This window comes from Nocardiopsis sp. CNS-639 (assembly GCF_000381685.1).
Lineage (GTDB): Bacteria > Actinomycetota > Actinomycetes > Streptosporangiales > Streptosporangiaceae > Nocardiopsis > Nocardiopsis dassonvillei.
Genome location: NZ_KB906861.1, coordinates 170,646 through 194,597, shown reverse-complemented (window position 1 = coordinate 194,597; position 23,952 = coordinate 170,646). Strand labels below are relative to the sequence as shown.

Annotated in this window: 19 protein-coding genes; 7 read left to right on the top strand and 12 right to left on the bottom strand. The window is 71.9% G+C overall.

The genetic code is table 11. The features are described from left to right. Positions 1-55 precede the first annotated feature (55 nt). The 4 genes from pafA to G011_RS0114760 form a co-directional block, all read right to left on the bottom strand. Complete coding sequence (pafA, locus tag G011_RS0114775) at positions 56-1,414, bottom strand: Pup--protein ligase (protein WP_019609157.1); 1,359 nt, start codon at positions 1,412-1,414, stop codon at positions 56-58. A 114-nt stretch (positions 1,415-1,528) separates the two neighbouring features. Next, positions 1,529-2,290 (bottom strand): proteasome subunit alpha, encoded by a 762-nt coding sequence (gene prcA, locus G011_RS0114770; RefSeq protein WP_019609156.1) that lies wholly within the window; start codon positions 2,288-2,290, stop codon positions 1,529-1,531. Between the two features lie 54 nt (positions 2,291-2,344). Continuing rightward, on the bottom strand, positions 2,345-3,187 hold the full coding sequence (prcB, locus tag G011_RS0114765) for a proteasome subunit beta (RefSeq protein WP_019609155.1): 843 nt from the start codon (positions 3,185-3,187) through the stop codon (positions 2,345-2,347). Between the two features lie 166 nt (positions 3,188-3,353). Next, positions 3,354-3,557: a ubiquitin-like protein Pup gene (locus tag G011_RS0114760; protein WP_013152531.1), complete on the bottom strand. Its 204-nt coding sequence runs from the start codon at positions 3,555-3,557 to the stop codon at positions 3,354-3,356. 794 nt (positions 3,558-4,351) lie between these two features. Between G011_RS0114760 and G011_RS0114755 the strand changes: the two genes are divergently transcribed. Both G011_RS0114755 and G011_RS0114750 read left to right on the top strand, forming a co-directional pair. Continuing rightward, positions 4,352-5,497 (top strand): S1 family peptidase, encoded by a 1,146-nt coding sequence (locus tag G011_RS0114755; RefSeq protein ID WP_026338315.1) that lies wholly within the window; start codon positions 4,352-4,354, stop codon positions 5,495-5,497. A 776-nt stretch (positions 5,498-6,273) separates the two neighbouring features. Then, positions 6,274-7,434 (top strand): S1 family peptidase, encoded by a 1,161-nt coding sequence (locus tag G011_RS0114750; RefSeq protein WP_019609153.1) that lies wholly within the window; start codon positions 6,274-6,276, stop codon positions 7,432-7,434. A gap of 153 nt (positions 7,435-7,587) precedes the next feature. On the opposite strand, the gene G011_RS0114745 is transcribed toward G011_RS0114750, so the two are convergent. Both G011_RS0114745 and G011_RS0114740 read right to left on the bottom strand, forming a co-directional pair. Further along, complete coding sequence (locus G011_RS0114745) at positions 7,588-9,201, bottom strand: amidohydrolase (RefSeq protein ID WP_019609152.1); 1,614 nt, start codon at positions 9,199-9,201, stop codon at positions 7,588-7,590. Positions 9,202-9,412: 211 nt separating this feature from the next. Next, positions 9,413-10,711: an MFS transporter gene (locus G011_RS0114740; protein ID WP_019609151.1), complete on the bottom strand. Its 1,299-nt coding sequence runs from the start codon at positions 10,709-10,711 to the stop codon at positions 9,413-9,415. Positions 10,712-10,971: 260 nt separating this feature from the next. On the opposite strand from G011_RS0114740, the gene G011_RS0114735 reads away from it, so the two are divergent. Further along, positions 10,972-12,486 (top strand): PucR family transcriptional regulator, encoded by a 1,515-nt coding sequence (locus G011_RS0114735; protein WP_019609150.1) that lies wholly within the window; start codon positions 10,972-10,974, stop codon positions 12,484-12,486. Positions 12,487-12,550: 64 nt separating this feature from the next. Here the strand turns inward: G011_RS0114735 and dop are convergent, their stop codons facing one another. Continuing rightward, entirely contained in the window at positions 12,551-14,068 is a 1,518-nt protein-coding gene (gene dop / locus G011_RS0114730; protein ID WP_036552713.1) for a depupylase/deamidase Dop, read from the bottom strand. A gap of 225 nt (positions 14,069-14,293) precedes the next feature. Continuing rightward, complete coding sequence (locus G011_RS0114725) at positions 14,294-14,515, bottom strand: hypothetical protein (protein WP_019609148.1); 222 nt, start codon at positions 14,513-14,515, stop codon at positions 14,294-14,296. Positions 14,516-14,664: 149 nt separating this feature from the next. Between G011_RS0114725 and G011_RS0114720 the strand changes: the two genes are divergently transcribed. Next, entirely contained in the window at positions 14,665-15,273 is a 609-nt protein-coding gene (locus G011_RS0114720) for a TetR/AcrR family transcriptional regulator (protein ID WP_019609147.1), read from the top strand. A gap of 262 nt (positions 15,274-15,535) precedes the next feature. On the opposite strand, the gene G011_RS0114715 is transcribed toward G011_RS0114720, so the two are convergent. The 3 genes from G011_RS0114715 to G011_RS29870 form a co-directional block, all read right to left on the bottom strand. Beyond that, on the bottom strand, positions 15,536-16,801 hold the full coding sequence (locus G011_RS0114715) for a hemolysin family protein (protein ID WP_019609146.1): 1,266 nt from the start codon (positions 16,799-16,801) through the stop codon (positions 15,536-15,538). Positions 16,802-17,064: 263 nt separating this feature from the next. Beyond that, entirely contained in the window at positions 17,065-18,834 is a 1,770-nt protein-coding gene (gene arc / locus G011_RS0114710; RefSeq protein WP_019609145.1) for a proteasome ATPase, read from the bottom strand. A 346-nt stretch (positions 18,835-19,180) separates the two neighbouring features. Beyond that, positions 19,181-20,245 carry a tRNA (adenine-N1)-methyltransferase gene (locus G011_RS29870; protein ID WP_019609144.1) on the bottom strand — a complete coding sequence of 355 codons (1,065 nt, stop codon included), beginning with the start codon at positions 20,243-20,245 and terminating at the stop codon, positions 19,181-19,183. 190 nt (positions 20,246-20,435) lie between these two features. Between G011_RS29870 and ppgK the strand changes: the two genes are divergently transcribed. Next, positions 20,436-21,200 (top strand): polyphosphate--glucose phosphotransferase, encoded by a 765-nt coding sequence (gene ppgK, locus G011_RS0114700; protein WP_019609143.1) that lies wholly within the window; start codon positions 20,436-20,438, stop codon positions 21,198-21,200. 289 nt (positions 21,201-21,489) lie between these two features. Here ppgK and G011_RS0114690 read toward each other — a convergent pair whose 3' ends face one another. After that, positions 21,490-21,855, bottom strand: coding sequence for a hypothetical protein (locus G011_RS0114690; RefSeq protein ID WP_013152520.1), 366 nt, complete (start codon positions 21,853-21,855; stop codon positions 21,490-21,492). 209 nt (positions 21,856-22,064) lie between these two features. Here G011_RS0114690 and G011_RS0114685 point away from each other — a divergent pair, with 209 nt between their 5' ends. Then, entirely contained in the window at positions 22,065-23,348 is a 1,284-nt protein-coding gene (locus G011_RS0114685; protein ID WP_019609141.1) for a helix-turn-helix transcriptional regulator, read from the top strand. A gap of 32 nt (positions 23,349-23,380) precedes the next feature. Further along, positions 23,381-23,854, top strand: coding sequence for a hypothetical protein (locus G011_RS0114680; RefSeq protein WP_019609140.1), 474 nt, complete (start codon positions 23,381-23,383; stop codon positions 23,852-23,854). The last annotated feature ends 98 nt before the right edge of the window (positions 23,855-23,952 follow it).

The following is a 23,952-nucleotide window of genomic DNA, read 5'->3' as shown; positions in this document are numbered from 1 at the left end:
CCGCGGACGGTCTTCGACCGCCGGACGGGGCTCCGGGAGCAGGGGACCGGAAGTCCTACATACCGGCGATGAGCTTCTCCACCCGCTCGTCCACCGACTTGAAGGGGTCCTTGCACAGCACCGTGCGCTGGGCCTGGTCGTTGAGCTTGAGGTGCACCCAGTCCACCGTGAAGTCGCGGCGCTGCTCCTGGGCGCGCCGGATGAACTCGCCGCGCAGCCGGGCTCGCGTGGTCTGCGGCGGCACCGACTTGGCCTCGAAGATCTTGAGGTCGCCGACCACCCGTTCCATCTGGCCGCGGCTCTGGAGCAGGTAGAACAGTCCCCGGTCGCGGTGGATGTCGTGGTAGGTCAGGTCGAGCTGGGCCACCCGCGGCGAGGACAGGGACAGGTCGTGCTTGTCGCGGTAGCGCTCCAGCAGCAGGTACTTGGCCACCCAGTCGATCTCGCGGGAGACGGTCTCCAGGTTCTGGGTCTCGACCGCCTCCAGGGTGCGCTGCCACAGCTCCAGGACGCGTTTGCCGGTGGCGTCGGTGCCGTGCCGGTCGACGTAGCTCTGCACCTTGTCCAGGTACTCGCGCTGGATCTCCAGCGCGCTGGCCTCGCGCCCGTTGGCCAGGCGCACCTTGCGGCGGCCGGTCATGTCGTGGCTGACCTCGCGGATGGCCCGGATCGGGTTCTCCAGCGTGTAGTCGCGCATGACCACCCCGGCCTCGATCATGCGCAGCACCAGGTCGGTGGAGCCCAGCTTGAGCAGGGTGGTGGTCTCGCTCATGTTGGAGTCGCCGACGATGACGTGCAGGCGCCGGAAGCGCTCGGCGTCCGCGTGCGGCTCGTCGCGGGTGTTGATGATGGGGCGCGAGCGGGTGGTGGCCGAGGAGACGCCCTCCCAGATGTGCTCGGCGCGCTGGCTGACGCAGAACAGGGCGCCGCGGGGGGTCTGGAGCACCTTTCCGGCGCCGCAGATGATCTGGCGGGTGACCAGGAAGGGGATGAGCACGTCGGCCAGGCGTCCGAACTCGCCGTGCCGTCCCACGAGGTAGTTCTCGTGGCAGCCGTAGGAGTTGCCCGCCGAGTCGGTGTTGTTCTTGAACAGGTAGATGTCCCCGGCGATGCCCTCCTCGTGCAGGCGCTGCTCGGCGTCGACCTGCAGCCCCTCCAGGATGCGCTCGCCGGCCTTGTCGTGGGCCACCAGGTCCACGAGACTGTCGCACTCGGGGGTGGCGTACTCGGGGTGGCTGCCCACGTCCAGGTACAGGCGGGCGCCGTTGCGCAGGAACACGTTGCTGCTGCGCCCCCAGGAGACCACCCTGCGGAAGAGGTAGCGGGCGACCTCGTCCGGGGACAGGCGGCGCTGTCCACGGAAGGTGCACGTGACCCCGTACTCGTTCTCCAGCCCGAAGATCCGTCGTTCCACGCGGCCTCACCAACTTCCCGTCACCGGGGTGTGGACGACGGGGCCGCGCCGTCCACACCCGCCCGGCCGGTGCGGCGCCTCGGGAGCGCCGCACCGTGAATCATCGTTTCCAGGTCACTCGTCGGTCCCGCCCGTGGTGGTGCTTCCGGTGGTTCCGGTGCTTGCGGTGCCGCCTCCGGCCGCCCTGCCCTCCGCGATGAGGTCGGTCAGGCGCTGGCCGTGGATGCGGCGGAACTTGCGGTGCTCCCTGGAGCGCTCCAGGACCGCGACCTCCAGGTTGGCGGCCTCCAGCTCGCGCTCCTCGCCGTTCTCCCTGGCCAGGGCGTGGGTGGCCGCGTTGAGGGCGGCGCTGAGGGGGGCGTCGGCGGCGAAGCGGTCCTTGAGCACGCCGGACACGTGCTCGGAGGAGCCTCCCACGGCCACGAAGCCCTGCTCGTCCACGATGGAGCCGTCGAAGGTGATGCGGTAGATCTCGTCGTCGGCCGCGGTGTCGCCGACCTCGGCGACGACGATCTCCACCTCCCAGGGCTTGAGGCTCTCGCTGAACACGGTGCCCAGGGTCTGGGCGTAGATGTTGGCGAGCTGGCGCCCGCTGACGTCGCGGCGGTCGTACTGGTACCCGCGCACGTCGGCGAAGCGCACGCCCATCAGGCGCAGGTTCTCGAACTCGGGGTAGCGGCCGACGGCGGCGAAGCCGATCCGGTCGTAGAGTTCGCTGATCTTGTGCAGGGTGCGGGACATGTTGTCCGCCACCAGGAGGATCCCGCCCTCGTACTGCAGGACGACGGCGCTGCGGCCGCGCGCGATGCCCTTGCGCGCGTAGTCCGCCTTGTCCTTCATCTGCTGTTCGGGGGCGACGTAGAACGGCATCGACACCGCGGATCGTTTCCTTACCTAGTCGGGAGATGTCTGGTGTGGGACGGGGCCGGTTCAGCCCAGCGTGGCCGTGGGGCCGTCGGGGTCGGCCGCGCGTCCCTGGACCACCTCGGTCGCCAGGCGGGCCACCTCCTCGGCGGGCAGACGGCGGTGGCCGTCCTCGGTGACGACGTCGACGAGGGGGAAGATCTTGCGGTGCAGGTCGGGGCCGCCGGTTGCGGAGTCGTCGTCGGCGGCGTCGTAGAGGGCCTCCAGCGCGACCCTGGCGGCGCCGGTCTGGTCGAGGTCCTCGCGGTAGAGCTTCTTGATCGCGCCCCTGGCGAAGACCGATCCGGAGCCGATGGAGTGGTAGCGCTGCTCCTCGTAGCGGCCGCCGGTGGCGTCGTAGCTGAACACGCGGCCCTGTCCGGTGTTCTCGTCGTAGCCGACCAGCAGCGGGACGACGACGAAGCCCTGCATGGCCAGACCGAGGTTGCCGCGCACCATCTGCGCGAGCTTGTTGGCCTTACCTTCGAGGGAGAGCGAGCGGCCCTCCATCTTCTCGTAGTGCTCCAGCTCGACCTGGTAGAGGCGGGCCAGCTCGATGCCGAACCCCGCCGAACCCGCGAAGGCGACCGCGGAGAACTCGTCGGAGCGGTAGACCTTCTCCACGTCGCGGCTGGCGATGACGTTGCCCTGCGTGGCCCTGCGGTCGCCCGCGATCAGCACGCCGCCGGGGAAGGTCAGCGCGACGATGGTCGTGGCGTCGGGGGTGAGGTGCTCGGTCCCGCCGCCCGGGGGCAGCTTGTGTCCGGGCAGCATCTCGGGGCGGACCGAACTGAGAAACTCGGTGAAGGACGAGGTTCCCGCACTCATGAAAGCGGCGGGCAACCGTCCGCCCTCGAACCCTTCGAACACGCGACTCCCTCCACGCGCGCCCCACCCCGTCATGGGGGCGGGTGGGGCGCCTGTTGTCCTTGTTGTCTGCGGTGGCTGTGCGCCGACCGTTGGAACTGACCCTAGTCCTGTGCGCGGCGGGGCTGGCGGCGCTGGAGTGCGCTGTCAGCGAACCGCCGCGGGGCGGCTACTGGCCGCCCTTCTGCACGAACTGTCGGACGAAGTCCTCGGCGTTGCTCTCCAGCACGTCGTCGATCTCGTCGAGGATGTCGTCGACGTCCTCGTCCAGTTGGTCCTTGCGCTCCTGAACGTCCGCCGAGGCCTCGGTCTCCTCGACCTCCTCGTCGCGGCGCGAGGCGTGCTTCTGGCCGCCCGTGTCCTTCGTCGCCATAGCCTGTTACCTCCCGTTCGGGCTCCCCGTTCGGGGCTCTTGCCCTTATCTTGGCCCAACACCGGGCGCCTCAACCCCCTTCCCGGGGCCCGATACTCGCTAGTTACCTCGGATCGTCCCATGTGCGCGCGCACGTGCTCGTACGCGTGTGCGCCGCGTCCCGGGCGTGTCACGGCGGACGCCGCACGGGGTCGGCGGGGCCGCCGGGCCCGCGCCCCCTCCGGCCCGGAGCGGAGCGGATCGGTCGGCGCGGAGGGCGCGGCAGAACCCGCTCCCGCCCTCCACCCGCCCCCGGGATCCCGCGCCGAGCCGCCCGAGAAGGGCCGCCACAGGTACGGCTGTTCGCTCCGCGCACGGGAGTTACCCGCGGGTCACCGCCCTGACCTTCGGGGTTACTCCTACGTGTCCGCGCGGTCACTAATGGCACTCGGTTCCGATGGCCGCATCCGGCCACGAGACACCCCTTGCCAACACCGCGTTTCCATGTTGTGGAAGCGATACGACAGAGAAGCACAAGGTCAGACACACCATCACCATGCGCCACATATTGCAATTCATAAGATCATCCGACGACCCAATTATCCCTTGAAAGGCGGACCCCCGCATCCGCCCTTCCACTATCCAGGTTGCGCACTTATGGTGTGGGTTCGCTTACCGAGTGTCTTGGCGACATGGTTCTCGGTAGGCGCATCGTGGGGCCGGGCCCCCTGCACGGCCCCACCGGAGTCCGACGTCCCCGCCGGCGGGCGTCGGGCCCCGGACCCCCGTCAATTCCCCGAGGAGAGTAGGGATCTATGCGACCCTCCCCCGCTATCTCCGCTATCGGCACCGGCGCACTCGCGTTCGGTCTGGCGTTCTCCGTGACGCCGGGCGCCAGTGCGGCGACCGTACCGGCCGAGCCAGCGAGCGAGGCCCAGACGATGATGGAAGCGCTGCAGAGAGACCTCGGCCTCACCCCGCTCGGGGCCGAGGAGCTGCTCTCGGCGCAGGAAGAGGCGATCGAGACCGACGCCGAGGCCACCGAGGCCGCGGGAGCGTCCTACGGCGGCTCCCTGTTCGACACCGAGACCCTCCAGCTCACCGTGCTGGTGACCGACGCCTCGGCCGTCGAGGCGGTGGAGGCCACCGGCGCCGAGGCCACCGTGGTCTCACACGGCGCAGAGGGCCTGGCCGAGGTGGTCGACGCGCTCGACGAGACCGGCGGCCGGGAAGGGGTCGTCGGCTGGTACCCGGACGTGGAGAGCGACACCGTCGTGGTCCAGGTCGCCGAGGGCGCCAGCGCCGACGGCCTCATCGAGGCCGCGGGCGTGGACCCCTCCGCCGTCCGGGTGGAGGAGACCAGTGAGACTCCGCGCCTGTACGCCGACATCGTCGGCGGCGAGGCGTACTACATGGGCGGCGGACGCTGCTCGGTCGGGTTCGCCGTGACCGACGGCTCCGGCGCGGGCGGCTTCGTGACGGCGGGCCACTGCGGCACCGTCGGCACCGGCGCCGAGAGCTCCGACGGCAGCGGCTCCGGAACCTTCCAGGAGTCCGTCTTCCCGGGCAGCGACGGCGCCTTCGTCGCGGCCACCTCCAACTGGAACGTGACCAACCTGGTCAGCCGGTACGACTCCGGCAGCCCCCAGGCGGTGTCGGGTTCCAGCCAGGTCCCGGAGGGCTCGGCGGTGTGCCGCTCCGGCTCCACCACCGGCTGGCACTGCGGGACCGTCGAGGCCCGCGGCCAGACGGTGAGCTACCCGGAGGGCACGGTCCAGGACCTGACCCGGACGGACGTGTGCGCCGAGCCCGGTGACTCCGGCGGCTCGTTCATCGCCGGTTCGCAGGCCCAGGGCGTCACCTCCGGCGGCTCGGGCAACTGCACCTCCGGCGGCACGACCTACTACCAGGAGGTCACTCCCCTGCTGAGCAGCTGGGGGCTGTCCCTGGTGACCGGTTAGCGCTCCGGTAGCGCCCACGGCGCCCCCGTCCACGGCAGTGGACGGGGGCGCCTTTTCTCGTGAAGGCACCTCTCGTGAAGGCACCTCCCGTGGGGGCACCTCTCATGGGGCACCTCGTATTCGTGCGCGCGCGTCCACGGCCGCCCTTTCCCGGATTCGCGAGTCCTTGGGGAGTGCCGCACGAGCGCGGACCCGCCCTTCTCCGGGGGCACGCGCGAGGGCCCTCACACCATCGCGGCGGCGCGGCGCGGACGCCACTCCGGGGGCACGCGCGGGAGCCTCAGGCGTCCCGCAAGCCCCTTGCGTGTCCGGGTCCGGCCACGGGCACGTCCACCCTCCACCGGGGCCACACCTGCCCGAAAGGCTCCCGAGGGCCACCCCTGACCTTTGGAGTTACACCCCTGTAGCCGTGGTGTTACGGATGGCACCCGGTACCGGTGTCCGCATCCGGCCACGAAGCGGCTCTTGACATGACGACTCCGCTTCACTCCGTCACCGGACGAACGCGAGGATCACAAGGTCGCACGCAGAGCGACTACGCGTAGCCATCGCGAAACGAAGGGTCATGGGACAATCCCTCATCCTTCTGAATGAATACACACCACACGGGTCTTTGCAGCGTCAAAGTGTGCACTTATGTTGGTGATCGTTTACCGGACGTCTCGGTGAATTTCGGGAATCGGATCAACTTCGATCCCCGAAAGGGGCTTTTCGCTCCTACAGGAACGCGAAGCCCTGAATCCCCCGTCTATCCCCCTTGGAGAGTAGGGACCCCCATGAGACCCTCCAGCATCATCTCCGCCGTGGGCACAGGAGCCCTGGCCTTCGGCATGGCACTGGCCATGGCCCCCGGAGCCCTCGCGGCGCCGGCCCCCGTCCCCCAGACCCCCGTCGCCGACGACAGCGCCGCCAGCATGACCGAGGCGCTCAAGCGCGACCTCGACCTCACCTCGGCCGAGGCCGAGGAGCTGCTCACGGCTCAGGAAGCCGCCATCGAGACCGACGCCGAGGCCACCGAGGCCGCGGGCGAGGCCTACGGCGGCTCACTGTTCGACACCGAGACCCTCGAACTCACCGTGCTGGTCACCGACGCCTCCGCCGTCGAGGCGGTCGAGGCCACCGGAGCCCAGGCCACCGTCGTCTCCCACGGCACCGAGGGCCTGACCGAGGTCGTGGAGGACCTCAACGGCGCCGAGGTTCCCGAGAGCGTCCTCGGCTGGTACCCGGACGTGGAGAGCGACACCGTCGTGGTCGAGGTGCTGGAGGGCTCCGACGCCGACGTCGCCGCCCTGCTCGCCGACGCCGGTGTGGACTCCTCCTCGGTCCGGGTGGAGGAGGCCGAGGAGGCCCCGCAGGTCTACGCCGACATCATCGGCGGCCTCGCCTACTACATCAACGGCAGCAGCCGCTGCTCCGTCGGCTTCGCCGCGACCAACAGCGCCGGTCAGCCCGGGTTCGTCACGGCGGGCCACTGCGGCAGCGTGGGCTCCAGTGTCAGCATCGGCAACGGCACCGGCACCTTCCAGAACTCGGTCTTCCCCGGCAATGACGCCGCCTTCGTCCGCGGTACCTCCAACTTCACCCTGACCAACCTGGTCTCGCGCTACAACTCCGGCGGCTACCAGTCGGTGACCGGTACCAGCCAGGCCCCGGCTGGCTCGGCCGTGTGCCGCTCCGGCTCCACCACCGGCTGGCACTGCGGCACCATCCAGGCCCGCAACCAGACCGTGCGCTACCCGCAGGGCACCGTCTACTCGCTCACCCGTACCAACGTGTGCGCCGAGCCCGGTGACTCCGGCGGTTCGTTCATCTCCGGCTCGCAGGCCCAGGGCGTCACCTCCGGCGGCTCCGGCAACTGCTCCGTCGGCGGCACGACCTACTACCAGGAGGTCACCCCGATGATCAACTCCTGGGGCGTCAGCATCCGCACCAGCTGACACACCCTCCAGCACGTCCCCCGTCCGCGCGCAGGCGCGGGCGGGGGACGCCCGTGTCCGGCGGCCACGGGCGGCCGGAAACCGTGGGGGCTCGCGCGGACGGCGGGCGCGAGCCGGCTGGAGGCGCGACCGGGCACGGTCCCGGCCGGGACTTCAGGGGGCGCGGTGGACGACGCGGCCGTCGAGCACCGTCATCCACGCGTCCACCTCGCGCAGCCGCTCGGCGGGCAGGGACTCCACGTCGCGGTCCAGCACCACCAGGTCGGCCAGGTGTCCGGGGCGCAGCGCCCCCAGACGGTCCTCCACGCCCAGCGCGTGCGCGGCGTCCAGGGTGTGGGCGCGCAGGGCCTCGTGCAGGGTGACGGCCTGCTCGACGCCGATCTCCCGGCCCTCGCGGGTGGTGCGGCACACCGCGTTGGCCACGGTGTCCATCGGGCGCAGGCTGGAGACGAAGGAGTCGCTGGAGAGCACCGGGCGCAGCCCCAGGTCCAGTTCCTCGCGCATGGGCTGGAGCCGGTGGGCCCGCTCCCCCAGGCGGCGCAGGAAGTCACCGCCGCTGTCGTACAGGAAGTTGGGCTGGTTGACGGGGATGACGCCGTAGTCGGTGAAGCGCTTGGCCTGCTCCGGGGTGGGGTAACCGCAGTGCTCCACGCGCGGGCGCGGGTCGGGGCCCGACACCCGCGCGGCCGAGGCGATGGCGGCCAGGGTGTTGTCCATGGCCGCGTCGCCCTGGGTGTGGACGGCCACCTGCCAGCCCTCCGCGGCGGCCCGCGTGACCAGGTCCACGAGCTGGTCGGGGTGGTGGTAGAGGCTTCCCGCGAACTCGCCGTGCTCGCCGTAGGGGACGCTGAACTTGGCGGTGCCGCCCAGCAGGGTGCCGTCGGAGTAGAACTTCATGCCGGTCAGCCGCAGCCAGTCGTCGCCGAAGGGGCTGGCCAGCCCGGCGGAGGTGAGCGCGTCCAGCTGGTGGGACAGCGGCATGCCGAACGTGCGCAGCGGCAGGGTCCCGGCCGCGCGGGCGGCCCGGTACACGCGCAGCTCGCGTGCCGAGACCTGCGGGTCGCACACGGTGGTGACCCCGGCCGACAGGTAGGGGTCGGCCGCGGCGGCCAACCAGCCCAGGAGCTGTTCGGCGGGCAGGTCGGTGTGGAAGTTGGGGCCGTGGCAGCCGATGTCCACGGCCAGGGGCAGCAGCAGCTCCATGGCCGAGTCCAGGACCATGCCCGTCAGGCGCCCGCCCTCGTCGCGCACGAAGGAGCCGCCCGCCGGGTCGGGGACGTCCTCGCCGATACCGCTCCAGGCCAGGGCGGCGGAGTTGACCACGGCTTGGTGGCCCGAGACGTGGTAGACGATGACCGGGTGCTCCCCGGTGGCCCCGTCCAGGTCGCGGCGGGTGGGCCGCCCTCCCGGGAACTTGGCGTCGTCCATGTGGAAGGCGCGGATCCACTGGCCGGGCGGGGTGCGCTCGGCCTCGGCCCCGATGACGGCGACCAGGTCGGCGGCGCTGCCCACCCGGGGGTACCCGGCGTCGACGGCGGCCAGCGACTCGGCGGTGGAGAGCAGGTGGTTGTGCGGGTCGATGAACCCGGGCAGGACGGTCCGTCCGCCCGCGTCCACCTCCACCGCGCCCGGGCCCGCGGCGGCGCGGGCGGCCTCGGTGTCCCCGGCCAGGCGGACCCGGCCCTCGCGCACGGCCACGGCGCGGGCCCGGGGGTTGGCGTCGTCCATGGTCAGGACGTTGGCGTTGTGGATGAGCAGACCGGACACGGGTGGGATTCCTCCTCGGTGGGCTGGCGCCGGGCCGGTCGGCCCGGCGACGGTGCGGGGGGACGCGCGGCGCCCGGAGGGGCCGCGCGGCGGTCGGGTCACCGCTCGCGGGCGCGGCGGCCCGGGCCGCGGCGGTGCGGGCCGCGGGGCCCGCGGTCACAGGGGCGTGAGGTCGCTTCCCCCGGCCCCCCGCGGGCACGAAACGGGGGCCTCAGGCGGTGGCGAGGTCGCTGTCGCGGTGGCGCGGCGCCCGGGTCAGGCACAGGATGCTCACCACGGCCATGGCCATGAGCAGGCCCGCCACCGGCAGGATGCTGCCGGTGGCGGCGAGCAGAGCGGTGCACACGATCGGCGACAGGCCGCCGAAGATCGCCCCCGCGACCTGGTAGGCGATGGAGATGCTGGTGTAGCGGGTGCGCGGCGGGAACATCTGGGCGAGCACGCGGGCGATGGGCCCGTAGACCGCGGCCATGGCCAGGCGCATCACGCACAGCACCACGAAGATCAGCACGGTGCTGCCGGTCTCCAGCACCAGGAACTGGGGAAGCGCCAGCACGATGACGCCGACCAGTCCGATCGTGACGACGCGGACGGTACCGAAGCGGTCGCCCAGCCAGGACACGCCCAGGGTCGCGACGAGTTCGACGAACGCGGCCAGGCTCAGGCCGCTGAGGATGACCTGCTCGCTGATGCCGACCTCGGTGACGCCGTAGGCCTGGAGGAAGGTGGTGACGACGTAGTAGCCGCCGACGGCCACCGGCAGGACGCCGATGCCCAGCAGCAGCGGGCGCCAGGAACCGCGCACGGCCTCGCGCAGCGGCAGCTCCCGCGGCTGGTCGGTGTCCTCGCGCATGGCCTCGAAGACCGGCGACTCCTCCACCTTCAGGCGGATGAACAGGCCCACCAGGACCAGCAGGACCGAGGCGAGGAAGGGCAGGCGCCAGCCCCAGGTGTGGAGCAGCTCGGCGTCCCAGGCGGCGATGAGCCCGAACGAGCCCGTGGCCAGCAGCGCACCGGCCGGGTTGCCGAGCTGGGCGAAGGAGCCGTAGAAGGTCTTGCGGTCCTCGGGGGCGTGCTCGACCGCCATCAGGACGGCGCCGCCCCACTCCCCGCCCACGGCGATGCCCTGGACGAAGCGCAGCAGGACCAGCAGCGCCGGGGCGAGGAACCCCGCCTGCTCGTAGGTGGGCAGCAGACCCACGCAGAACGTGGCCGTGCCCATCATCAACAGGGTGATGACCAGCGCGGACTTGCGGCCCAGGCGGTCGCCGAAGTGGCCGAAGACCAGGCCGCCCAGCGGTCGGGCGAAGAAGCCCACCGAGAAGGTGGCGAAGGAGGCCATCAGGCCGATCACCGGGTCGGTGCCGGACGGGAAGAACAGTGTGCCGAACACCAGGCTGGCGGCCGTGGCGTAGACGTAGAAGTCGAACCACTCGATGGTGGTGCCGACGAAGGCCGCCACGGCCGCACGCGCGGGGTGCGAGGACGTGGGGGCGGTCCGCTCTGACATGTGTACTCCGTTGCGCGTTCGGTGCGGCCCCGGGCCGGGTCGGCCGGTCGGCGGGCGCCACCGCAGGCGGGGCCCGCCCGCGGTCGGCGGCCTTCGCCGCCGACACGTCGCGGACGGGCCCCACCGCGGGTCACGACCGATGGTTCGGGTGTTGTTGTGACCGTAGACACTCCCCGGCCATCCGCGCTGGGACGGTGTGCACCGCGCCAGCTGTTACACATGTGCACAGTGCACAACCCGCGAGGCAGGAGGTAGGGGCGTTGGCGATCACGGTCCGCGACATCACGGCCGACCCGGACCTGGAGGTGCGGGCGGCGGCGGGCCACTCCGGCCTGGACCGGGCGATCCGCTGGGCGCACGTGATCGAGCTGCACGACCCGGTGCGCTGGCTGCGCGGCGGGGAGCTGGTGCTCACGGTCGGGCTGGGGCTGGGCGCCGACGAGCGGGCGCGCCGCGCCTACGTGCGCCGGCTGCACGGGGCCGGGTGCGTCGGCCTGGGGTTGGCCGTGGACGTGTGGCGGCGCGAGGTCCCGCCCGAGGTTCTGGAGGAGGGCGACGCCCTGGGCCTGCCGATCCTGCGTGTGGAGGGCGAGACCCCCTTCGTCGCGGTGGTGGAGGCGGTGGCCGACCACTACGCGGCCGAGCGCACGCGCGAACAGCACCGGGTGCTCACCGCGCAGGACGCGATGGCGCGCGCGTCGCTGCGTTCAGGCCCGGCCGGGGTGATGGGCGAGCTGTCCTCGGCCACCTCGGGGGCGTCGCTGCTGTTGGACCGCAACGGGATGACGAGCGCGGCCGTGCCCGACACCGAACCCCCCTGGCACGCGCTGGTGCGCTCGGCCCTGGCGGGGCGCCCGCGCGGGATGACGGTGCTGGCCGACGGGGAGGCGAGCGTCCTCCTCCAGACGCTGGGGCCCACCGGCCGGACCCTGGGCTGGCTGGCTCTGCGCTGCACGTCCCCGGTGACGCCGCACGTGCGCATGCTGGCCAACCACGCGGCCTCACTGCTGGCGGTGGACCTGCTGCACTCGCGCGATGCCCGGAGGACGTTGTACCGCGAACGCGCCCCGGTCCTGCTCGCCGCGGTGACGGGGCGGCCCCGGGCGCCCCTGCCCCTGCCCGTCCCGCCCTGGGAGGTGGTGTGCCTGCGGACCCCCTCGCCCGACCGGCTGCTGGACCACGCGGCGGACGCGCTGACCGACGTGCTCGGCGACACCGGTGCCGCGCGCGACAGCGCTCTGTGCGCCCTGGAGGACGTTCTGGTGGCCGTCCTGCCCGACAGCGGGGGCGCGCCCCGCCCGGGCAGGCGCCTGTTCGAGGCGCTGTCCGCCCCGGACGGGGGCCCGGTCGCGGCCGGGGCCTGCACCGCCCGGGGACCCGAGGACCTGTCCTCGGCCGTGGACCGGGCGCGCCAGGCCGCGACGGAGGGGTACCGGCACGTGGACGAGACCGACGCCTGGGCGCTGCTGCGCTCGGCGGTCCCGGCCGAGGGGGCGCGAGCCTTCGACCAGGCGGTCCTGGGCAGGCTGCGCGCCCACGACGTCCGCAACGGCACGGAACTGGCGCACACCCTGCGCCACTACCTGGACAACAGCGCCCAGGTGGAGGCGACCGCCCGGGACCTGGGCGTGCACCGCAACACCCTGCGTTCGCGGCTGCGCGCCGCCGAGCGGGTGATGGGACGCCGCCTGGACGAGCCCCGCACCCGCCTGGAGCTGTGGACCGCCCTGAGCCTGGAGCCCGTCCGCTGCCACGACGGCACCTGGCACACCTGAGACGCCCCTGCGACGGCCGCGGACGCGGGCGGGCGTCCGCCCCGGGGGGGCGGACGCCCGCCGGTCAGCGGCCTCCGGTGAGCACCGCCACCAGGTCGGCCGCCGTCGGGGAGGCGTCCAGCAGCTTCCCCACGTGTTCCTTGGTGCCCCGGCGCGGCTCCAGGGTCGGCACCCGCTGGAGCGAGTCGTAGCCCGGCAGGTCGAAGATCACCGAGTCCCAGGAGGCGGCGGCCACCTCGTCGGCGTACTTGGCCAGGCAGCGCCCGCGGAAGTAGGCTCGGGTGTCCTCCGGCGGCTCGGTGACCGCCCGGTCCACCTGGGCCTCCTCCAGCAGGCGCTTCATGCGCCCGCGCGCCACCAGCCGGTTGTAGATGCCCTTGTCCGCCCGCACGTCGGAGTACTGCAGGTCCACCAGTTGCAGGCGCGGGTGCGACCACTCCAGGGAGTCACGGGAGCGGTAGCCCTCCAGCACCTTGAGCTTGGCCACCCAGTCCAGCTCGTCGGCCAGGCTCATCGGGTCGGCGCCCAGCCGGTTGAGCACCGACTCCCAGCGGTCCAGGACGTCGGCGGTGTCGGGGTCCACGTCGGTGCCGAAGCGGTCCTCCACGTACTTGCGGGCCTGGTCCAGGTACTCGCGCTGGAGTTCCAGCGCGGTCATCCGCCGCCCGTCGCGCAGCCGCACCCGGTGGGTGAGGCCGGGGTCGTGCGAGACCTCCCGCAGGTCGGCCACCGGGGTCTCCAGGGACAGGTCCGCGCTCAGGAACCCGTCCTCGATCATCGACAGCACCAGCGCCGTCGTCCCCAGCTTGAGGTAGGTGGAGATCTCGCTCATGTTGGCGTCGCCGATGATGACGTGCAGCCGCCGGTACTGGTCGGGGTCGGCGTGCGGCTCGTCCCTGGTGTTGATGATGGGGCGCTTGAGGGTGGTCTCCAGCCCCACCTCGACCTCGAAGAAGTCGGCGCGCTGGGAGATCTGGAACCCGCTGCCCTGCCCGTCGGAGCCGATGCCGACCTTGCCCGCCCCGCACACCACCTGGCGGGAGACGAAGAACGGGATCAGGTGCCGGACGATGTCGCCGAACGGCGTCGACCGGTGCATCAGGTAGTTCTCGTGGCAGCCGTAGGAGGCGCCCTTGTTGTCGGTGTTGTTCTTGTACAGCTGGATCGGCTCGATGCCCGGGGTGGCGCCCGCCCGCGCGGCGGCGTCGGCCATCACCCGCTCCCCCGCCTTGTCCCACAGCACCGCGTCACGCGGGTTGGTGACCTCGGGCGCCGAGTACTCGGGGTGGGCGTGGTCCACGTACAGGCGGGCGCCGTTGGTGAGGATGACGTTGGCCAGGCCCAGGTCCTCGTCGGTGAGCTGCGTGGGATCGGCGACCTCACGCGCCAGGTCGAAGCCGCGCGCGTCGCGCAGGGGGTTCTCCTCCTCGAAGTCCCAGCGGGCGCGCCGCGCCCGGGCCGCCGAGGCGGCCAGATAGGCGTTGACCACCTGGGTGGAGGTGACCATCGCGTTGGCCCCGGGGTTGCCTGGTACGGAGATCCCGTACTCGGTCTCGATACCCATAATCCGCCGCACACTCATGGTGAGAGGTTATCCACCGAGGCGTGGTCTTGAACGCTTCCGCGCCAATTGTGGCCCAAGTGCCGTGTTCTGGGGCGTTGAGCGGTACCGCGGCGTGCCGTTCCCTCGCAGGTCACGACGCAGAAGGCCCCACACCCGGTCGGCGCCGATTCGCTCCCGCCGGGCGGGGGCGGCGTCCCGGTCAGCGGGACGCGGAGCCGGGGGCCGCCGCCCCCCGGCGGCCGCTCACCCGATGTGTCCGGAGCGCCTGGCCCGTGCCGCGCCCCACCCGGCCAGGGCGGCGCCGAGGAGCGTCATCGCCGCGTAGCAGGCGAGCCACACCGCGAAGCCTCCGGGTACCTGGTGGAGGATGCCCGCCTCACCGTGGTCGACCAGCAGCCGGATCCCTCCCTGCGCCCCCAGGACCAGCATCACCAGGCCCGCGACCAGACACGCCACATACGCCATCGTTACGTCCTTCCTCTGGCCCGCGCGGAGCCGGGACCGGGGCCTCCGACGCGCTCCTCTTTGTGGTTCGATCGAACCATAACACGGTCTTGGTACGATCGCACCACGAAAATGCGCCCGCCGTGGCACGCGACCGAAGGAGACCCACCATGCCCCGACAGGTGGACCACGACCTGCGCCGCCGCCAGATCGCCCAGGCGGTGTGGCGCCTGGCCACCCGGGGCGGGCTCGAACACGTCACCCTGCGCCAGGTCGCCGCGGAGGCCCGGGTCTCCGCGCGCCTGCTGCAGTACTACTTCGGCACCCGCGACCGCCTGCTGCTGGGCGCGCTGGAGATCCTCAACGCCGACGCCGAGCGGCGGGCCGCGCAACGCCTGGCCGAGCTGGGCGAGGCCCCCGGCATGCGCGCGCTCGTGCGCGGGGTGCTGTGGGAGCTGCTCCCGCTGGACGAGGAGCGCCGCAACCGGCACCTGGTCTACGCCGCCTACTTCATCCCCTTCGTCACCGACCCCGCGCTGACGGCCGCGGCCCGCGACGCGCCCCGCGCCCTGGAGGACCTCGTGGCCGGTCTGCTCGACCGGGGCCGGCAGTCCGGTGAGGTGCCGCCGGAGGTCGACGTCGGGGCCGAGAGCGCGTTCCTGGTGGCGGGGGCCACGGGCCTGCAGACCAGCGTCCTGCTCGGTCGGCACAGCCCCGAGCAGGCCGTGGAGCTGATCGAGCACCAGCTCGACGGCGTGTTCGCGCCCGCACCCGGCTGAGAAAGCACGCGCAACCGACCGGGCGCGGCCGACCGGTCGGGCGTTCAGCGGTCGGGTGAGGTCGAGTCGGCCGCGCCCGACCAACCAGCGCGGGGACCCAAAGCACCATCGCCCCGCCGTCACGGGGCCCGGAGGCGACCGGCACGGGAAGGGGCCGACCGGTAGTCCGGTCGGCCCCTCCAGGCGCTCTCAGAGTGCGTCTACACAGGTACTGGTCGGCACCAGGGCAGCGGTACAGCGCGTCCGGGCGGGCCGCGCGGTGTTACGCCGCGGGGGACATCGTCACCTGGGTGACGGTGCGCCCGTTGGCCTGGTCGATCCTGGCCTTCCAGGAGTCCAGCACCACCTCTTCCCCCGGCTCCTGGGGGATGTGGCCCAGCACCGCGATGACCAGCCCGGCGACGGTGACGTAGTCCCCTTCGGGCAGGTCGTCCAGATGAATGTCGATGTCGGGCAGGTCGTGCACGGGATAGGTCCCGGGCAGGGTGAAGGACCCGTCGGCGTTGCGGGTCACGGTGCGTATGTCGGAATCGGTCTCGTCGTAGATCTCCCCGACGATCTCCTCCAGCAGGTCCTCCAGGCTCACGATGCCGTCGACACCACCGACCTCGTTGATGACCACGCCCAACTGCTGGTGTTCGGCGATCATGCGGCGCAGGGCCAACGACACCACCAGGGAATCGGGCAGGAGCAGCGGTTCGCGGGCCAGTTCTCCGGCGTCGGCCCCACCGCGCACCAGGTCGGACCAGTGCACGACACCGACCACGTCGTCCAGGTCGTCGTCGTTGACCACGGGTGCCCGGGAGTGCCCGTGTTCGGCGAGCATCTGCGCCGCCTGGGCCGCGGGCGTGCGGGCGGGGATGGTGAACACCTCACCACGGGGAACGACGACCTGGCGCAGGCGCCGGTCGTCGATCTCGAAGGCTCCGGAGATGATGGTGCGCTGCTCCCGGGTCATGCCCCGCTGGGTGGCGAGCATGTCGCGCAGCTCCTCCTCGCTGACCTCCTCCTTGGCCGCGGAGGGGTCACCGCCCGTCAGGCGCACCACGAGGTTGGTGGAGACGCTCAACAGCCACACCACGGGGCGGGAGAGCATGGCGAGCAGGTCCAACGGTCGGGAGACCAGCACCGCCCACGTCTCGGCCCGCTGCATGGCGATGCGCTTGGGCGCCAGCTCTCCGAAGACCAGCGTGACGAAGGACAGGAGCACGGTCACCAGGACGATCGCCACCGGGCTGGCGGCCGAGCCCAGGAAGCCCAGGGGTTCGATGAGGGGCTGCGCCAGGGACACGGCCGCGGTGGCCGAGGCCAGGAAGCCCGCGAGGGTGATGCCGATCTGGATGGTGGCCAGGAAACGGTTGGGATCCCGTGCCAGGCGAGCCACCGCCCGGCCGCCGGGACCCCGTGCCGCCAACTGTTTGATCTGCCCCTCCCGGAGGGTGATCAGGGCGATCTCGCTCCCCGCGAACAGGGCGTTGACAAGAACGAGGACAAGGACGAGGCCGAGTTGAACCCCGTAGCTTTCCATAACTGCTGTCGTCTCCGATGCTGTAGTGCTCTGGCACGGAACCCGTTCGGGCCGTGGCACCAGAGCCTCTCACAACCCCGCCCGGGAACCGCCCTCGACTGCCGGCCGGATTCGAACGGGCGTCGGCAAGGGCACTCCTCGGCCCGCTCCGCCTCCGGGAGAGTGTCATCACCCTGCCATCACGGGGACCGGAAACGACCGGCACGGGAAGGGGCCGACCGGTGGTCCGGTCGGCCCCTCAGAGCGCTCTCGCAGCCGTGTTCCTACAGGTACTGGCCGGTGTTGGGCACCGTGTCGATGCTCCGCCCGGAGTCCGCGCCCTTCTTGCCCGTGACCAGGGTCCGGATGTAGACGATGCGCTCGCCCTTCTTACCGGAGATGCGCGCCCAGTCGTCGGGGTTGGTGGTGTTGGGCAGGTCCTCGTTCTCGCTGAACTCGTCGACGCAGGCCTGCATCAGGTGCGAGACCCGGATGCCCTTGGACTGCTGGTCGATGAAGTCCTTGATGGCCATCTTCTTGGCCCGGGAGACGATGTTCTCGATCATCGCGCCGGAGTTGAAGTCCTTGAAGTACAGGACCTCCTTGTCACCGTTGGCGTAGGTGACCTCCAGGAAGCGGTTCTCCTCGCCCTCGGTGTACATGCGCTCCACGACCCGCTGGATCATGGCGTCCACCGTGGCCCTGGCCGAACCGCCGTGCTCGACGAGGTCCTCGTCGTGCAGCGGCAGGTCAGTGGTGATGTACTTGCCGAAGATGTCGCGGGCCGCCTCGGCGTCGGGCCGCTCGATCTTGATCTTGACGTCCAGGCGGCCGGGCCGCAGGATCGCCGGGTCGATCATGTCCTCGCGGTTGGAGGCGCCGATGACGATGACGTTCTCCAGGCCCTCCACACCGTCGATCTCGCTCAGGAGCTGGGGCACGATCGTGTTCTCCACGTCGGAGGACACGCCCGAGCCTCGGGTGCGGAAGATCGAGTCCATCTCGTCGAAGAAGACGATGACCGGGGTGCCCTCGGAGGCCTTCTCCCGTGCGCGTTGGAAGACCAGGCGGATGTGCCGCTCGGTCTCTCCCACGTACTTGTTGAGCAGCTCGGGGCCCTTGATGTTGAGGAAGAAGCTCTTGCCGACGTCGCGGCCGGTGCGCTCGGCGACCTGCTTGGCCAGCGAGTTGGCGACCGCCTTGGCGATGAGCGTCTTACCGCACCCGGGAGGGCCGTAGAGCAGCACGCCCTTGGGCGGGCGCAGCTTGTGCTCGTAGAAGAGCTCCTTGTACAGGTAGGGCAGCTCGACCGCGTCGCGGATCATCTCGATCTGCCCGGAGAGGCCGCCGATGTCGGTGTAGGCGATGTCGGGGACCTCTTCGAGGATGAGCTCCTCGACCTCGGACTTGGGGATGCGCTCGTAGACGTAGCCCGAGCGCGGCTCCAGCAGCAGCGAGTCGCCGGGGCGGATCGCCTCGTCGCGCAGCGGCTCGGCCAGGCGGACGATCCGCTCCTCGTCGTGGTGGGAGATCACCAGGGCGCGCTCGCCGTCCTCAAGGATCTCCTTGAGCATGACGACCTCGCCGACGGTCTCGAAGGACTCCACCTCGACGACGTTGAAGGCCTCGTTGAGCATGACCTCCTGGCCGGGGCGCAGGTTGTCCAGGTCCACCGAGGGACTGACGTTGACCCGCATCTTGCGGCCGTTGGTGAAGATCTCGACGGTCTCGTCCTCGCGCGAACCGAGGTAGACGCCGAAGCCCGACGGCGGCTGGGCCAGCCGGTCGACCTCCTCCTTGAGCGCCACGATCTGCTCGCGCGCCTCCTTCAAAGTGGAGACGAGCCGTTCGTTCTGGCCGTTGGCGGCGGCGAGGTTGGCCTGTGCCTCCCTCAGCCGCTCCTCCAGCAGGCGTACATGCCGGGGCGAATCGGCGAGCTTGCGCCGAACAACGCTGAGTTCCTTTTCCATGTAGGAGACCTGGGCCGTGAGTTCTTCGACTTCACGGTCCCGGTCGCTCTGACGCTCGTCGTCGCGCTCAGCCACGTCCGCCACCTCCCTATGAGGAACTACATCGGAGCCTACCTACCCTCGCCCTATTCCTAACCTCCCAAGGCCACAGAGTGTCGTAGGCCTCATTTCCAGGTCTTGCGTCAGCACAGGTCAGAGTGCTACTGGACGACCCGACGTAATGAGAACGTAACCTCTGGGTCCGGCCACGGGCAAGGAGTCCGCCCCTCCGGGCGATCCCTCCCCGCCCATGTCAGCGGACCCGCCCGCACACGCCGGAGCCCGCCCGGGCGGGTCCCCGTGGGGACCGCGCCGAGGACGCACGGTGAGGAGCGGTGTGCGTCCCGCGCGGGCGGGCTCAGTCGGCGGGCTCGGGTGAGGGGCCGGGAGTTCAGCCGCGGGCGCCGTCCTCCGGGGCCTGAGGGTCGACAGTGCCCTCCGGGGCCTGCGGGCCGGAGGCGTCGGCCCCTCCACCGGACTCCTCGGCGCCCCGGGGCGCCTCGGGGACCGCCGCGTCGGTGGCCAGCGCCCGGACCTCCTCGGCCGGGGTCGCCTCCCGCGCTCCGTCCGCGCGCCGGTCCTGCTCGCGCGCGGCGGTGAAGTCCTTGCCGTAGGCGCCCTTGGCCGGACGGCGGCGGCGCTCGGGGGCCTCGGCCCCGTCGGCCAGGCGGCGCGCGACCACCAGAAAACCGGTGTGCCCGATCATGCGGTGGTCGGGGCGCACCGCCAGACCCTCCACGTGCCAGGTGCGCAGCATGGTCTCCCACGAGCGCGGCTCGTAGAAGCGGGGGTCCTCGCGCAGCTGCTCCACGACGCGCGAGAGCTGGGTGGTGGTGGCGACGTAGCAGCACACCAGCCCGCCCGGGATGAGGGCGTCGGCGACCGCGTCCAGGCACTCCCAGGGCGCGAGCATGTCCAGGAAGACGCGGTCGACGTCGGTCTCGTCCAGCTCCTCCACCAGGTCGCCGACGGTGAGCTTCCAGGCCGGGTGCGGACCGCCGTGGAACCTCTCCACGTTCTTGCGGGCGATCTCGGCGAAGTCGGCGCGGCGCTCGTAGGAGTGCACCATGCCGCTCTCACCGACCGCGCGCAGCAGCCAGTTGGACATGGCCCCCGAGCCCGCCCCGGCCTCCACCACGCGCGCGCCGGGGAAGATGTCGGCCTCCACGAGCACCTGGGCGGCGTCCTTGGGGTAGACGATGGTCGCGCCCCGCTTCATCGACAGCGTGTAGTCGATCAGCAGGGGGCGCAGCGCCACGTAGGCCGTGCCGGTGTTGGAGCGCACCACACTGCCCTCGGGCTGTCCGATGAGGTCGTCGTGGTCGACCTTGCCCTTGTGGGAGTGGAAGGCGGCGCCCTCTCGCAGGGTGATGGTGTGCATGCGACCCTTGGGGTCGGTCAACTGCACGGTGTCGCCGTCGGTGAAGGGGCCGCGGCGGCCATGGATACCGGTCAACGTCGCTCTCGTCTTCCCACGTCGCTATTGGTTGGCAGGGCGATCGCCCAGGGTATCGGCCCCCCGGTACCGCGGCGAACGGGCACGGGGCGCCCCCGCGTGCGAAATCCCCGCTCCCAGGGCAGTATTCAGCCTGTCGGGCCCTGACCGAGCCCGACCACCACACGAGGACCACGGGAGAAGACAACCCATGTCACAGCTGACCACGGGGCTGGGAATCGACATCGGCGGCAGCGGGATCAAGGGCGCGCCGGTCGACCTGACCACCGGCGAGTTCCTCAAGGAGCGGATGAAGGTCCTCACCCCCGACCGCTCCGACCCCGAGGCGGTGGCCGAGATCGTGCACGGGATCGCCGAGCACTTCCCCGAGGCGGCGGGAATGCCCCTGGGCGTGACCTTCCCGGGCGTGGTGCAGGGGGGCGTGGTGCGCACCGCGGCCAACCTGGACAAGAGCTGGATCGACACCGACGCGCGGTCGCTGTTCGCCGAGGCCACCGGCCGCCCGGTGCGCGTGCTCAACGACGCCGACGCCGCCGCCGTGGCCGAGGCCCGCTACGGTGCGGCCAAGGACGTGCCGGGGGTGGTGCTGATGACCACCCTGGGAACGGGGATCGGCACCGCCCTGGTGGTGGACGGGCGCCTGGTGCCCAACACCGAGTTCGGACACCTGGAGATCGACGGCCACGACGCCGAGACCCGGGCCTCCTCGGGCGCCAAGGAACGCGAGGAGCTGTCCTACCGCGAGTGGGCGACCAAGCGGCTCCAGCGCTACTACCGGGTCGTGGAGGACCTGCTGTGGCCGGACCTGATCGTGGTCGGCGGCGGGGTCAGCCGCAAGGCGGAGAAGTTCCTGCCTCTGCTGGACATCCGCACGCCCGTCGTGGCCGCGTCACTGCTCAACACGGCCGGGATCGTCGGCGCCGCCCTGGCCGCCGCCGAGTCCGAGACCGGCTGAGGCGGCCCGGGCCACCCGGCCCTGGGGGTGCGGGCGCAGCCCCCTGACCACCTTGTCCACGTCCCCCCTGGGCCCGTACACGGCCACGGCGCCCCCGGTGCCGAAACGCACGGGTGCGGGGACGTCGCGTCCCCGGCGCCGGGGGCGTGGACGCCGGTGCGCGGCGGGGGTGCCGCTGTCGGAGGCCTCCGCGCGGTCGGGGTTCACCGACCAGAGCCATCTGACGCGGTGGTTCGGCCGCTCCTACGGGATCACGCCGGGGGCGTTCCGCGCGGCGGACCGCGCCCGCTCAGCCCTCGCCGACGGACAGGGACAGGGCGACCACGATCCGCCGCGCGGCGGTGGAGGTGTGCGCGACCGGTGAGATGGGCACGCCCGCCAACGCCGTGGGCAGCCCGTCCTGGAGCGGCCAGCGCATCCACCACCACAGGTCACCGCGGTGGGGCCGCAGCAGGGCGCGGTGGGGCCGGGTGCTGGGACCGGCGTCCACCGCCCCGCACAACCCGTCCTCACGGGCCTCCACCCCGCGTGAGCGCAGCTCGGCGGCCAGCCCGCGCAGGGCGAGGTTCGTCAGCTCCACGCGGTCCACCGGCCCGGCCGTACCCGGGGCACACCTCAGGCTCGGACTCCCCGTCGGCGGGGTCTCAACGGTCAACGGGACTCCCCTCCCCTTCCCAGACGCCTTCTGGGACCAACGACCCTTGCACTCTGCCGTATCCGGAGGGAAAACCGCCGGTCCTATGCGGATCACGCATACGTACTTCTTTCTTACACATAGCCACCAGCGGCGCCCGGATTCCCTAACCTAAGCTCATGTCCCAACCAGACGGCGTTCTTCCACCGGACCTGTGGACACGCCCCCGCATGGCGGGTGCCCTGGCCACCTGTGACATGGCGACGGTCATCGAGGGCGTGCGCGCGGCGCACGGCTGGTCCCAGGGCGACCTCGCCCGCGCGATCGACTACTCCCAGAGCTGGGTCTCGCGCGTGGTCAACGGCCAGCAGTCGCTGACCATCAGCCAGGTACACGACCTCGCCCGACGCCTGGGCATCCCGCTGCACATGCTGCGTTTCGGCGGCACCGCGCCCCAGGCCCGTCCCGCAGAGAAGGGGGTGGACACCACGAGGCGCCGCGACTTCGGACGCGCGGTGGCCGCGGGAGCCCTGCTCACCGCCACCACCGTCACCACCGGTGCGGCTCCGGCCCCGGTGGCGTCGGACCCGTGTCCCGACACCGTCAACGAGACGACCGCGCCCTCCCTGCGCGCCATCACCGGGGGCCAGCGCCGCATGGACGCCACCTCCCCCTCCCGCCACCTGCTGCCCAGCGCTGTAGCGCACGTGCATCTGGCCGAGCACATGCGTGGGCAAGCGCACGGGACGCCCTTCCACGGCGAGTTGAGCGCCGCGGCCAGCGAGGCCTCCGGCTTCGCCGCCTGGCTGCACGCGGACCGGGGGGACATGGGATCGGCCAGGGCGTACTACCGCACCGCCGTGACGCGCGCGCGCCAGGCGGACATGCGCCTGCTCGACGTGTACATGCTGGGCTCCCTGGCGGCCTTCGAGACCGACACCGCCGAGGACCACCACCTGGGTCTGGGACTGGTCCAGGAGGCCGAACACGTCCTGGGCCCCGCCGCCCACCCCACCGCGCGCGCCTGGCTGGCGTGCGTGGGGGCGCTCGCGCACGCCGGGAACGGGGACGGCGCCGCGGCCGCGCGCGCCCTGGGCCGGGCGGAGCGGGAGGTGGCCCGCTCCGCCAACACCGACCCGCCATGGCCGTGGGTGTTCGCCTTCGACGAGACCAAGGTCGCCGGTTACCGCGCCCGGGTGGGCGTGCGGCTGCGCCAGCCGCACGACGCCCGGCGGGCCTTCGCCGAGGCGTTCGCCCCCAACGGGGGCAACCCCAAGCAGTCCGCGGTCCTCCAGGTGGAACTGGCCTCGGCGCACGCCGACGCGGGGGACGTGGACGAGGCCTTCCGCCTGGTCCACGAGGCGCTGAACACGGGCGTGCGCTACGAGTCCGAGCGGATCATCGGCCGGGTCCGGGCCTTTCGCCGCCGCTACTCGGGAACGCGGGCGCGCTGCGTGGCCGCCCTGGACGACCGGCTCCTGTCCCTGGTGAGGGGCGTCGCCGCCCAGGGGTAGGAAAACCGCGAAGCGATCATCTGGGAGGTCCCGTGATCCACATCGGAGTCACCGGTCACCGCGACCTGGCCCCCGACGTGCGACGCACCGTCACCGCGCTGCTCACCGCCCACCTGGAGCCCTACGGCTGCGAGATGGTGGGCCTGTCCTGCCTGGCCGACGGCGCCGACGCCGTCTTCGCCGAGGCCGTCGTCGCCGCCGGAGCCCCGCTGGAGGCGGTCATCCCCGCCTCCGGCTACCGCCAGGCGCTGCCCGAGGAGCACCACCCCGTCTACGACCGCCTCCTGCGACAGGCCGTCCTCGTGCACACGCTGCCCCGCACCGAGTCCACTCCCGAGGCTCACCTGGAGGCCGGAAGGCTGCTCGTGCGGCGCTGCGACCAGCTCGTGGCCGTCTGGGACGGCCAGCCCGCGCGCGGCCCCGGCGGCACCGCCGACGTGGTGGCCTACGCGCGCTCGCTCTTTCGCCCGGTCTCGGTGCTGTGGCCCGAGGGCGCCCGCCGCTGATCCCCGGTCAGGCGCCGGCCAACCGCGCCGCGCAACCCCCAGCCGCGCCGCGAAGGAGAAGATCGGCACCCTCCCACCGCCCAGCGTCCACCACCCGC